This is a genomic window from Chitinophaga sp., from assembly GCF_035564935.1.
Classification (GTDB): Bacteria; Bacteroidota; Bacteroidia; order Chitinophagales; family Chitinophagaceae; genus Chitinophaga.
Genome location: NZ_DATMTE010000890.1, coordinates 1 through 12,934, shown reverse-complemented (window position 1 = coordinate 12,934; position 12,934 = coordinate 1). Strand labels below are relative to the sequence as shown.

The 12,934-nt window shown below is 49.4% G+C and carries 8 protein-coding genes; 1 reads left to right on the top strand and 7 read right to left on the bottom strand.

All coding sequences use genetic code 11. The features are described 5' to 3' along the window. Window positions 1-183: 183 nt before the first annotated feature. The 7 genes from VN105_RS23200 to rhaT all read right to left on the bottom strand — a co-directional run bounded on the left by VN105_RS23200 (window position 184) and on the right by rhaT (window position 12,227). Window positions 184-1,956, bottom strand: a complete 1,773-nt coding sequence (locus VN105_RS23200; protein WP_325644698.1) for an alpha-L-rhamnosidase C-terminal domain-containing protein — start codon at window positions 1,954-1,956, stop codon at window positions 184-186. A 16-nt stretch (window positions 1,957-1,972) separates the two neighbouring features. Further along, window positions 1,973-5,206: a glycosyl hydrolase gene (locus tag VN105_RS23195; protein WP_325644696.1), complete on the bottom strand. Its 3,234-nt coding sequence runs from the start codon at window positions 5,204-5,206 to the stop codon at window positions 1,973-1,975. Between the two features lie 105 nt (window positions 5,207-5,311). Further along, complete coding sequence (locus VN105_RS23190; protein WP_325644694.1) at window positions 5,312-6,247, bottom strand: alpha/beta hydrolase; 936 nt, start codon at window positions 6,245-6,247, stop codon at window positions 5,312-5,314. A gap of 35 nt (window positions 6,248-6,282) precedes the next feature. Then, window positions 6,283-7,680, bottom strand: coding sequence for an FGGY-family carbohydrate kinase (locus VN105_RS23185; protein ID WP_325644692.1), 1,398 nt, complete (start codon window positions 7,678-7,680; stop codon window positions 6,283-6,285). Window positions 7,681-7,693: 13 nt separating this feature from the next. Further along, window positions 7,694-8,968 carry a sugar isomerase gene (locus tag VN105_RS23180; RefSeq protein ID WP_325644690.1) on the bottom strand — a complete coding sequence of 425 codons (1,275 nt, stop codon included), beginning with the start codon at window positions 8,966-8,968 and terminating at the stop codon, window positions 7,694-7,696. Window positions 8,969-9,002: 34 nt separating this feature from the next. Beyond that, entirely contained in the window at window positions 9,003-11,129 is a 2,127-nt protein-coding gene (locus VN105_RS23175) for a bifunctional aldolase/short-chain dehydrogenase (RefSeq protein ID WP_325644688.1), read from the bottom strand. 42 nt (window positions 11,130-11,171) lie between these two features. After that, complete coding sequence (rhaT, locus tag VN105_RS23170) at window positions 11,172-12,227, bottom strand: L-rhamnose/proton symporter RhaT (RefSeq protein ID WP_325644686.1); 1,056 nt, start codon at window positions 12,225-12,227, stop codon at window positions 11,172-11,174. Between the two features lie 190 nt (window positions 12,228-12,417). On the opposite strand from rhaT, the gene VN105_RS23165 reads away from it, so the two are divergent. Next, on the top strand, window positions 12,418-12,934 hold a 517-nt coding region (locus tag VN105_RS23165; protein WP_325644684.1), incomplete at its 3' end, for a winged helix-turn-helix domain-containing protein.

Below are 12,934 nucleotides of genomic sequence, written 5' to 3'. Positions count from 1 at the left end.
ATACAGGGATCCATGGAAACACCCGGTAGTTTAAATACTAAAGAAAAAGAACGGCGCTGAGCATCTGCATCTATCTCCCCGGATCCTTTTAAAATCCAAAAAATAACTCAGGGAAGTCGGTGGGCGAGGCAAAATCCGCGCGCAACAGGCCGTTCTTTTTTTATCTCTGTAACAAAAGAAAATCTATTCCCTGATCACCTTCACCTGTGCAGGCGCCTTGATATCAGATTTAATTTTCCCATCGGGAAGTCGTGTATGCTTCACCGTTACCACCCCATAAGGCGTAGGGAAAGTACCTTCGGCAAATTGCAGATCGCCCAGGTGCGGCGCTACTTTGATCACTTTACAACCCGGCTCCAGCACGGAAATACCCAGTACATGCTCTGTTAACCATGGCGTTGGCCCGGAAGCCCATCCATGGCATAAACTATGACGGAAACCTTTGTAACAGTAAGCGCCATAATCGCCGTGAATATCCTTTTTTCCCAGTGGCACTATTTCATCAATGCGGGAAGCGCCGGGTAGCCAGTCCATATTAAAATCCTCCCAGAAGGTAGTGGCGCCAAGATGCAGCATAGCGCCCCAGTAAGTGCGGATATCGTTTAGCCCCCCCTGGTAGTCGCCCGCTTTTGCTTTTGCCTGCAACATATAGTAACCGTAAAAGGTAGAGTAATCCTTTACGCCACCTGCACCAATAATTTCGTCGTTCATCTTTTTTGCGGGCGCCAGGCCTGATAACGCCATCAGCGCGGCCGCTTGTTTGGAACCATTGGCATCGGGTACATGCTGCTTCAGCCGTGCAATAGCGGCGTTACATTTCCTTACCGTGGCTTCATCATTCAATATCTTACTTAATGCAGCGCCTGCGTCCAGCGTCATGATCATCATGGCCTGCAGCCCGGCATGAATACCAGCTTTATTTTCGCTGGATGGCCAGTCGAGGAAACGGGTGCCATCATTGAGATCTTCACTGTTGCTGGCATCAATTTTTTTGGAGAGATGATCCAGTAATCCTTTCAGGTAACCAGCCTGTTGTTTCAGGTAAGCGAGGTTACCGGTGTGCTGGTACCAATCGCGCTGTATAAGCACCCACCACATGGAATAGGATACCATGCCGTTCATATACTGTGGCAGCGGGGTGATATCGCGGGAAAGGTCCAGGCTTTGAGGCACTACTTCATTATACCCGAAAACGGTACTGATGGTAGATGTTTCCGGGTGCATATCACCGATCCATACAAGGCGGTCGCGTTTAATACCATCCCATAAATAATCCTGCATATTCAAATGAACCGTGTACGCGCCGGTGAGCCAGATCTTGTTCAGCAAGGTATCGCTGCATTTAAAGGAACCCAGGTAGGGAATGTCGCGGTATATAAAGATGGCTCTTACTTCTTTAAGTTGCAATTCTGTATTATCATCCAGCAGATCGATCCTTACGAAACGGAAACCGGTATTGCCTACTTCCAGTTTTCCCAGCCAGGGTACTTCTACAATCATATCCCGTACCGCGTGATCGTTGGTGGCATTTTTGCCCGGCTCTATATCACTCATGGCTTCACTTACCGATTCGCCAAAGCGCACCCGCAGTTTCACCGGCTTACCGCTTTTATACATACCGGTAACCAGTTGCAGGCCGCCATGTAGTTCTTTTCCAAAGTCGAACACCAAAGCAGGATGTACGGCAGCCGTGCTTTTCAGCACGCACATATTCTGGTTAGCCAGGTCGGCCTGCCCGTTGCCAGGCAACAGGAAGCGCTGGGCATTAATAATATGTTCGCCTGCTCCGGGTGTTTGCCATATAATTTTTTCGGGAGATAGATAACGCCGCACGGTAGCTGTTGACTGAACCGTAGCCATACGACTGCTGTCGAACACCGGTGGCAACTGGGCCACAGCTGAAACGCTGCATAGCATGAGCGCCACTGTGTGTAAAATGCGGTTATATATTTTCATGTTCATTTGGGTTTGCTTAATATTTTACGGCCGTAAGCTTAACCGGTCCTATCAGGCCGGCGGATTGGTAATCACTCTTCGGCGTATATGGGTTTACGTTACTCCATGTTTTTCTTTCAGACGCAGGCAATTTACTATCGCCAATAAGCCGGTTTACCCAGGTGTTCACTACGGTTACCGTTAACTTATTATCGCCTTTCTTCAGCGCATCTTTTACATTTACACGATAGGGCGCTGTCCATACATTGCCCAGCGCTACGCCATTCAGGCTCACATCCGCCATTACACTCACGGCGCCAAGATCGAGGTATACAGTGGATCCTGCCGGTATTTCATCTGCCTTAAAAGTAATTTCATAAACAGCAGTGCCGGAATAATCACGGATCTGTTCATTGGTATGCCTGCTCCAGTCGTACAGCTGATCAAACACCACCGGTTGTGCAGGCCCCCGTTTGGCGGCATCAAAGTGCACGGTCCATGGTCCCTGCAGCTGTGTTAACGTAATGGCATCCGGGAAATTAACGCCGGTATTGCCAATAGTTGTATGCTTCTTCCGGAACAATACGAAACCACTTTGATAAGGGGCTAACGTTAACGGCACTACGGTATGCGCTGCCTGCTGTGTAAACTGTTTCAGGTTGCGTGTTTCACCGGTTACGGCATCCCACCATTCGGGTTGTTTGCCTGTTACGCGGAAAGCAGGCGACAATGTAACCTGCTGACCGGATTGATTGGTGATGAAATATATTTCGCCTGCGCTGGTGGTGCGGTGTGTGTACAGTACCTGCTCCGGTAATTGTGCTACATCGGCGGGCAATTGTAATATGTCCAGTGCCTGCTGCATCTCTATACCGCTGAGCACCTGCCCTTTGCCATATTTCCTTTGATGCACCTGGCTGTTGCCCCATAACTCAGCCGCCAGCCGCTGTACTTTTGCGTCTGCAGCAGGATACTGCTGCAGGCTTGGAGAGCGCTTAGGTGCAGGTCCCAGGATGGTAGCGCCTTCTTTTACCAGTTGCGCAATTTTCTCCAGCAGCTCCGGCCGCATAGTTTCCAGTTGTGGCAGCACCAGCAGGCGATAACTCATGCCATCCGGCAATACCAGTTTTCCATTCTTCACCTGCAACCGTTCCAGGATCACTTCTGCATTGATATAGTCATAGGAATATCCTTTAGGTAGCTCCGGATCTCTTACACCTGTCATTTTAGGCGCATCTTCCCCGATGAAATAAGCGATATCATTCACGGCTTTACCTTGCTGCAAAAGGAAGTTACATCTCCTGAGATAATCTATAAAAGCCTTACCCTGGTAAAACCAGGTGTTCTTCCTGTTAAATTCTGTGCCAAAACCCGCGTTCACACCAGGCTCCCGGTCTTCATACGGCTGTTCGATGAACACGTGCAAAAGGCTGTGATTAATGCCCTCCGTGAAGGACCAGTCGCCGCGACGCTTCAGCACCGCGGGGTAACGGCCGTACGCATTGCCCCCGGCGGTAAACGATTCCGCTGCCACTCTTGTTTTACCGTAAATATGCGCGGCTGAGGAAGCAGCGCGGCATTCTATATTACCCAGCGTTCCTTCATTCCAGAACTCTCCTGCCACTTCATCGGATTGCCCTCCATATTTAAGGAACTCCGACGGGAAACCCCAGTGGCCGTAGTTTTCCAGCCACAGCTTCATACCATCTTTATGACTGGCCTTGCGTAAGCCCGCTACGTATTTATAGGCAACGCGATCGGCCACCAGGCGGCGAAGGTCCCACAGGAAACGGTCGGACTGATCGGGGCTGCCCACTACCCTGCCCGACAGTACCGGCAGCCATGGCAAAGGATCGTAGCCATACTGTTTTTTGAAATCTTCCGTCATGTCGTCTGTCCAGTTCTGGGAGCCGGTTTCATAACTGTCTGCCACCACCCATTTCAACGCGGTGCGGTCCGCTGCAGGCATGCTTTTGCGGATCCGGCCTACAAACGCATCAAAGTGGTGCTGTGACCATTCATCGCTGATCTTGTCTATCTCCAGCCCGGTTCCCTCCGGCGATGCGGGGCCGTTGGTAACGCCGGTAGGCAGCATGCCATATCGAACTATTATCCAGTTGCCGGCAGGCACTTTCCAGGTGAGGGTGCCGTTGGCTGATACGTTTTTAGTGAGATGAATAACTTTGGTGGGATCAATGGCAAGACCTGCACCGGATACCTCCGGCTCCTGCGGCCACTGGTATTCGTTCCATAATGGCAGTGGCGTCTGGAACATCTTGGCCAGTTGTTTTTCTTCAAAACGTTCGATGCGTGGCGCAGAAAGCAGTTTTATTTCCGTCAGTGCAGGATGGCCTTCACTGATCACCAGCCGGAATTGTTTGCCGGTAATGGCTTTGAAGGAAACCGCCACCGGTGCATAGGGTTTAAAGCCCACATTATTCTGGGGATTGCTGCGGTCAGATTCAAATTTCTTTATTGTGTGCCAGTCGTCTCCTTCTTTTACCTGTAACTCAAACTGTGCTTTGAAAGGCTTTGCTGCCGGGTAAATAACAAGGCTTCTTGCCGTAAAATCATTGGCAATTTCCAGGTTAATATGAGCGGGTGTGCGCTTTTCTGTGGGCGCGTCAATAATTACTTCTTCCGTAGTATTACCATCCGCCAGTTTTTCAATATTGCGGAACCCCATGTTGGAAGTAATACGGGGCGTATGTTTGCCAATATCGTCATCATCGCCGGCGGGTACCGGGAACGCCAGCACTGCCACTGTCTGAAAATCGGCAGGTGGCGCAGGCAGCTGTTGCTGATACTGCTGTGGCCCATGAATGGTAACCTCCTGGCCCGCAAGGTAGCGCATGGACTGGGAGGGCTTGATCCAGGGGCCGCCACTCTGGCTCCAACCCGGACTATTAAACAGACCGATATCCAGGCCGTTCTCAGAAGCAGTACGTATAGCCGTATGTGTTACCTTCCACCATTCGTCGGAAAACAGCTTTACTTTTCCATAGGGCACTTCTTCTTTGGGGTATCCTATATTACCGATAAAAGCGCGGCCAATGCCTACTTTCACCATTGCTTCCACATCTTTCCTAACGCCTTCCTGCGAAATATTATCGCTCATCCAGTACCAGTACACGCTGGGTTTCACACTATCCGGTGGTGTTATAAATCCTTGTTGCAGCGGGGATTGTTGTCCGCTGGCGTTTAACGCAGCCGATAGCAACAGCGCGGCAGCGCTGTACCTGGTCGTTTTTTTTATAAAAGCATTATGCATACGCTATTTTCGTTTAACCGTAAAAGTTATAGCAACAGTAACCCGGGCTGCCGGCTTTCATCAGCAGCAGACCTTTTATCAGATCTTCCAAAATAAAAAAGGTTATCAGTATAACTGTCCTGTACCTCCCTGCAGCAAAGGATTGCCCGGGTTGAGCATACCCATCCGGCCCAGCCACTTCATGGTGATCTGCATCCACACCTCCACCGGTAGTTTCAGTACAAATCCGTGGTTGCCTTCCGGGTAAATATGCATTTCGGCGGGTACATGCTGATGGCGCAGGGCCTGGTAAAACAGCAGGGTGTTATCTACATCCACCACGGTATCGTCGCCGGTATGGAACAGGATCGTTGGAGGGGTTTGCGGCGTCACCTGCCGGTCGTTGGAGTAATTTTTTATCGCCTCTTCCCCCGGCTGGCTGCCCAGCAGCCTTAAACGGGAGCCGGCATGTGTAAGGTTTTTTTCCATGCTGATCACCGGATATACCAGGATCATAAAATCGGGGCGCAGGTTGATCCCGGCGTTTGCCGCCAGCACGGGTTTATTGAAATGCGTACCTGTTGTGGAAGCCAGGTGGCCGCCGGCAGAGAAGCCCATAATACCTACGCGGTGGTTGTCTATATTCCATTCAGCGGCATGGGTCCGGATTATTTTCATCGCTTCCTGCGCATCCTGTAAAGGGCCGCTGCTTTTATCCTGCATGATCTTATCGTCGGGCAGGCGGTATTTGAGCACAAAAGCCGCGATACCCTGTTGCTGGAAATATGCGCCTATATCGAGTCCTTCTTTCTGCAATACTACCCATGAGTAACCGCCACCCGGGCAAATCAGCACGGCTGTACCGGTGGCTTTTTCTTTCGGCGGCAGGTATGCCGTTAAAGTGGGCACACTGGTATGCGCACGACTGTTATCCTTGTTGGTTACTTCTTCATCGGCAGTGGCAATTCCACCGGGAGGAAGCCCATTGTATAAAGGCATAACGGTTTGTGCATTGGCAGCAAGGGCAACGAAGCCCGTGAGCAGGATAAAGAGGGCACGCATAGTATTATTTATTGGTGGTAATGATAATCAAAACTTCATAAAGTAGCATCATGTGTCACCGAATAATATTTCAGTTCTATCAGGTCGTTGGGCATTGGCTTGTTGTTCCAGTGCGAATGAATGGCCAGTGCGGCGCCCATTGCGGTGGCCTGCGCCATAGAAGCAGCAAAAATTTCAATATCCGGGAACATACTGGCCAGCAGGTTCATGTAAATGGTGTTTTTACTGAATCCACCGTCAACGAATATACGTTTTACACGGGCGCCTTTTAATACCCTGCCGGTAGCGATGTATTGCTGGTTGGCAATATCCAGCATCAGCTGGTGATAGGCTTCCGTATCAGACGTGAAAGTATCCAGGTCGCGCTGCCCGAATATGGATGCCTGCATCCGTTGTTTATCGGCCTGCAGCTGTGGCGTATCCTGTTTATTCCTTTCCTTTAACATGCGGATAATGTTACCATCATATTCTACCGACCGGTAACGCCCTGTATGTTGGTCAAAATGTGCGGCAATACGTTTTACCTGCTGTTCGTGCTCATAACCGGCAAACAGCCGGGATGCCTTCACCGGCTTGCCCTGGAACGACATATAACATAAACAGTCGGCCTCCAGTTCTTCCGGCGTAAGGGGCGTGTCGTTAAAGGGATTTAAGCTGATACACCAGGTGCCGGTGGAGATCAGTACAAAAGGTTCGTGAAAATTTACCAGGTACGGGATCAGCGCAGCAGAGCTATCGTGCAAACCGGTGCCTACGGCATAGTTATTTCCCGGGAAAGCAGCCGGCATTACATCTCCGGAAGAAAAAAGAGGCGCCAGCTTTTCCAGCACCCCTTCCTTTATTAACCACGAATGATATTCATTTTGTTTAAAATCCCACAGGTTCGTATGACAGCCAATGCTGGTAATATCCGAACAGGCGATACCTGAAAGCAGGTAGCTCATATACTGCGGTAAATGCAGTGCATACTTCATGCGGCTGAATACTTCCGGCTGTTCATATTTCAACCGGTACAGCTGCATACCCGAGTTAAGGCTTCCCAACACAGGTGAGGCAGTTTGCACAGAGAAAGCGGTTTCACCGCCATATTTGCTGTAGAACTGCTGGCTTAATGCCGCAGGATATTCTTTCAGGTAATTATACAATGGTGTTAATGGGCGCCCTTCTTCATCGATGTATACCAGGCTTGCGCCGTAAGTGGAAAAGTTGATGGCTTTAATAGCCACATCTTTTCTGCGGAATACTTCCCTCAGCGAGTCAAATACAGACAGCCGGAGGCTTTCCAGGTTTTCACAGGGCGCGCCATCTTCATCCGCAGTTTCCGTAAAACGGGCTGTCCGCTCAAAGATGATCCGGTACTGTTCATCAAAGAGAAACAGCTTCTTGTTGGTTTTTCCAACATCAAAAATGGCAATAACGGGAATCTCGCTCATAAACACTTTTAAATTACAAACCAGTGGCCATTGTTTTGGCGCCTCTTTCACGTATCAGGTGATCTCTCACTTTTTCAGAACGGTACAATGCCAGCGGGTTCAATGCACCACCGGATTGCATCCGGGCTTCAGCTACCAGCGGCCGCACATCTGTACGGAACGCCTGTTGCAGGATTTCCTGGGCCGTTACCACATCATTGTTCTGCTGTGCTGCCAGTAATTGTTTCCGGTCTACCAGCAATGCCTGTGCGTAAGTGATCATAATTGCTTCCACCGACTGCAACAAGTCTTCCAGCGGGTCTTTCACATTGTGCGAAGCATCTATCATCCAGCCAAGATCCGTAGTATGGTTCATGCCACGTGCATCCATTCCGTCCACCAGTTCGTTGAAGATGAGGAACAGCTGGTAGGGCTTGATGCTGCCAACGGTCAGATCATCATCGCCGTACTTGGAGTCGTTGAAATGAAAGCCACCGAGTTTACCTTCCATCAGCAGCAGGGCTACAATCTGTTCAATGTTTGCATTGGGCAGGTGATGTCCAAGATCCACCAGTGTGTAGGCTTTGGGGCCCAGTTTATTGGCGTATAACAGCGACTGGCCCCAGTCGCCCACCGTAGTGGAATAAAAATTAGGTTCCGCGGCTTTGTACTCCACAAACATTTTCCAATGGTCCGGCAGGGCAGCATAAATTTCCTGCAGGCCTTCCAGGGTATTCTGGAAAGCGTGGCGGAAATTCAGCTGGCCGGGGAAACAGGAACCGTCGGACAGCCATACGGTGAGCGCTTCGGAACCCAGTTCTATGCCATGACGGATCACTTCTATGTTATGTTCAACCGCTTGTTTGCGGATATCTTTATTTACATTCTGAAGGGAGCCGAATTTATAGCTCCGTTCCTGCCCGGGCTGATCCTGGAAGGTATTGGAGTTCATGGCATCGAAGCGCAGGCCGTGCTGTGCAGCCATTGCTTTGATATGCGCCGGGTTGGATGGAATATCCCAGGGAATATGCAATGAAATGGCACCGCTGGATTGATTCAGCTGATGCAGCAAGCCTATGTCTTCGATCTTTTCTTCGAGACTGCGGGGCTCGCCACCACCGGGAAAACGCCCGAAGCGGGTACCACCGGTGCCAAGCGCCCAGCTGGGAATACCCACCTGGAAAGCTTTCAGGTGCTGCAATATATCGGGCACATTTTTTATTTCCCCGGAGAGGTATTCAAATGCCCGCTGCTGCGCTGCCATTCCTGCCTGGTTATGTTCTTCTATCCTGTATTTTTCAATTCTCATGATGATCTTTTTAACAGCAGATAAAATAATATTTTTATCTCACAAAAGCCATGGCTACACCGCCATCAACGTTCAGCACATTACCGGTTGCCTTGTTCAGTAAACCGCCCACAAAAGCATAGCAGGCATTGGCAATATCTTCCGGTACAATGATCTCATTCAGCAGGGTACGCTTTGCATAAAACGCAGGCAGTTCTTCCACCTTTACGCCATATGCTTTGGCGCGGCCTTCCGCCCATGCACCGGCCCATATTTTACTGTCGGAGATCACCGCATCAGGATTTACTACGTTCACGCGTATACGGTCTTTTCCCAGCTCTGCGGCATTGAGCCGGCTCAGGTGCAGCTGGGCTGCTTTCGCAGAACCATAGCCTGCGTTGTTGGGGCCGGATACCAGTGCATTTTTGCTCACAATATTCAGCACATCTCCACCGGTGTCCTGCCTGCGCATAATTTCCACACCGGATTGCGTCACCAGGAATTGTCCTTTTACGAGTACATCATATAATAGGTCCCAGTCTTTTTCCGTATGCTCTTCTATAGGTTTTGAGATAGATAAACCGGCGCAGTTCACTACAATGTCCACTCCTCCAAACGCCAGTACGGCCGTGTTATAGGTGTTATGAATAGAAGCGGCGTCTGTAACATCAAGGAGATCTGAAGTGAATCCATCTTTCCCGAATAATTTATTAAACTCTTCAGTGGCGGAGGAGAGTCGCTGTGCATCGTTATCATTGATCACCACTACCGCCCCTTCTTCAGCAAATTTTTTGGCGATGGCTTTACCGATACCGCCGGCGCTGCCTGTTACCAGGGCTATTCTGCCGGTAAGGGCTTTAGGTTTGGGCATGCGTTGCAGCTTGGCTTCTTCCAGCAACCAGTATTCAATGTTGAATGCCTCCTGCCGTGGCAGGGAAGTATATTCAGAAATGGCTTCCGCGCCTTTCATTACATTGATGGCGTTGATATAAAATTCTGCGGCTACACGGGCGGTTTGTTTATCTTTCGCAAAGGTGAACATGCCCACGCCGGGATACAGGATCACTACAGGATTAGGATCGCGCATGGCCGGGCTGTTGGGATGCTTGCAGGTATTATAATATTCTTTGTACATTTCCCGGTAGGCGGTAAACAGCGGGGCCAGCGATGCTTTCACCGTTGCCACGTCGTTCAGGTCGGCATCAGGCTGCAGGTTGAGTACCAGCGGGCTGATCTTTGTACGGAGGAAGTGATCCGGGCAGCTGGTTCCCAGCGGGGCGAGCCTGTCGAGGTCGTTGGAGTTGATAAACTCAAGTACCCGCTGGTCGTCTGTGAAATGCCCTATCATCTTTTGCTGTGAGGAGCAGTATCCGCGCAGCACCGGCGCCAGTGCTGCTGCCTGGGCTTTACGGCGGTCGGCCGGAAGGGATTCTATTTTAGCGCCGCCAAAAACGGGTTTATTGCGGCCGGTGTTTTTTTCCAGGTACTCCGCGCAGCGCTCAATCACTTCGAGGGTGTTGATGTAGCTTTCATAAGCCGTATCGCCCCAGGTGAACAAACCATGAGAGCCCAGCATGATACCACGGATACCGGGGTTTTCATCCAGGCATTGCTTCAGCTGCAATCCGAGGTCAAATCCGGGCTTTTGCCAGGGTACCCAGCCAATGGTGCCATTAAACAGCTCCTGCGTGATTTTACGGCCGTCTTTTGCCGCTGCAATGGCAATGGCTGCATCCGGATGGAGATGGTCAATATGTTTAAAGGGCAGGAAACCATGCAGGGGGGTATCAATGGAAGGTGCTTTTGAGCTGAGATCATAAATGCAGTGGTTAAACAGCTCCACCATTTCGTCTTCATGCGCTATACCCCTGTATATATTTTTCAGGCTGCGAAGGCGGTCTACATACAAAGCGGCCAGACCGCTTTTCTTGAGTGTGCCCAGGTCTCCGCCGGAACCTTTTACCCACATCACCTCTACGGGTGCTCCTGTCAGCGGATCTTTTGCCATGGTTTTGCAGGAGGTGTTCCCGCCGCCGTAGTTGGTAAGCCGGAGGTCTGCACCGAGTAAATTGGAACGATAGATCAGCAAGGCAACTTCGTCACCAGCCATGGAGGCGGCTGTTGCTTCATCCCATAAATAGCTGACATGCCTGAATTGCGTAGTAGTTCCATCTAAAGACATACTCTATAATTTTAACGTTTTTAATTGCGATAATAATGCGGGTTAATTTTCTAATGAATTACCATATCCGACCAGGACTACAGAAAGAATGATAGTGAATATGCCCAGTGAAATAGTAGCGAATGTTTTTTTGCTGGCGTTTTTCCATTCCTTCAGCACAAAGCCCCACATACCGGAAATCAGGATAATAAAAGCCATGTGCAGGATCCAGGAGCTGGCGTCATTGCCCAGTTTACTTTCTCCCATTCCATAAAAAAAGAATTGCAGGAACCAGGTAGTGCCCGCAATGGCTGCAAATAAATAATTCTTTACCAGCGGGGTACTTTTGTTCGTATAATCATTGAATGAGCGGTTACGCCTGTTGAGGAGCATACACCAGATAAAATTAGTGGTGAGTCCTCCCAGCATAATCACTACAAAAATAACATTGTTACGGAACAACGGGTTGGTATTATTTGCCTCTGCTGCTTTACCCATACTATTGCCGGCGGTAATGGCAAAACTCATACAGGCGCTCAGGATACCGGAAATGATGGCTACTGCCAATCCCTTACGGAGATTAAATTCCTGGATGCTTTCCGTTTTCTGCTCACCGGTAAGTTCCTTTTCTTTCATCATTCCTGCCTTTCCGCAAATAGCAATGCCCAACAGGCATACCACTACACCGGATAACACATACAATCCCCTGCTGCTGTGCAACATGGCGGCAAAATTATTGGGATCACCGGTAAACAGACCCCGGTAAATCGGTGGTATCAGCGCCCCGAAGGCAGAACAGAAGCCCAGTGCTACCGCCATTCCCAGCGACATGCCCAGGTACCGCATAGATAACCCGAAGGTTAAACCGCCGATTCCCCATAATACGCCCAGGAAATAAGTCCAGAACAGCACCGTACCTTCCGCGTTGCGGATGATATCCATAAAACCGGGAACGGTAAGCCAGGCGGCCACCAGCGGCACTACCAGCCAGGAAAAGATACCGCCTACGATCCAGTAACTTTCCCAGCTCCATCCCTTTACTTTTTTGTAAGGGATATAAAAACTCCCTGATGCGAATCCACCTATAAAGTGAAATAAAACTCCCAGTAAAGCCTGCATAATAATGTAGTAGTTTGTAACGTGGAAACTAAAGTTTCATAAAATTAAAGCATGTACTTTTTTAAACTGTCATGCACTGTCATGCTTCCGGCCCGAGGTAGCATTTATAGAATTAAATCAGTATCATTGTCCTGAAAAGAGCCATGTTATAGCCTGACAGCTAATTCCACGGATCAATACCTGACGAATCATGAAACAACATCCGATCTTTAAGCACCTTTTTATTGATGATTTTTCTGCTACGCCTAAATATTACCAGCTGGCCAATTCTATTATCAAAGCCATTGTTGATAAAAAAGTGCAGCAGGATGACATACTGCCGTCTATTAACGAAGTCAGTTATGCCTTTGAAATTTCCAGGGATACAGCGGAAAAGGCATACAAATACCTGAAGGGGCTGGGTATCCTGGGGTCTGTTCCCGGTAAAGGCTACTATGTGTCGCAAACCAATCTTGACCAGCAATATAAGATACTGTTACTGTTCAACAAACTAAGCGAGCATAAAAAGATCATTTACGACTCCTTTGCCGACAAACTGGGAGAACAGGCAAGCATCGACTTCTATATTTACAACAGCGATTTCAGTCTCTTTAAAAAGCTGCTGTCGCAAAATATCAATGAATATACACATATTGTAATACTCCCCCACTTCCGGGAAAGATGGGAACATGTGGATGAAGTGATCAATACCATTCCAAAGGAAAAAC

What these genes read in the sequence shown, in the direction of transcription:
- VN105_RS23200 (WP_325644698.1), bottom strand. Translation starts at nt 1,956, where the DNA reads ATGAAAATATATAACCGCATTTTACACACAGTGGCGCTCATGCTATGC.
- VN105_RS23185 (WP_325644692.1), bottom strand. Translation starts at nt 7,680, where the DNA reads ATGAGCGAGATTCCCGTTATTGCCATTTTTGATGTTGGAAAAACCAAC.
- rhaT (WP_325644686.1), bottom strand. Translation starts at nt 12,227, where the DNA reads ATGCAGGCTTTACTGGGAGTTTTATTTCACTTTATAGGTGGATTCGCA.
- VN105_RS23195 (WP_325644696.1), bottom strand. Translation starts at nt 5,206, where the DNA reads ATGCATAATGCTTTTATAAAAAAAACGACCAGGTACAGCGCTGCCGCG.
- VN105_RS23180 (WP_325644690.1), bottom strand. Translation starts at nt 8,968, where the DNA reads ATGAGAATTGAAAAATACAGGATAGAAGAACATAACCAGGCAGGAATG.
- VN105_RS23190 (WP_325644694.1), bottom strand. Translation starts at nt 6,247, where the DNA reads ATGCGTGCCCTCTTTATCCTGCTCACGGGCTTCGTTGCCCTTGCTGCC.
- VN105_RS23175 (WP_325644688.1), bottom strand. Translation starts at nt 11,129, where the DNA reads ATGTCTTTAGATGGAACTACTACGCAATTCAGGCATGTCAGCTATTTA.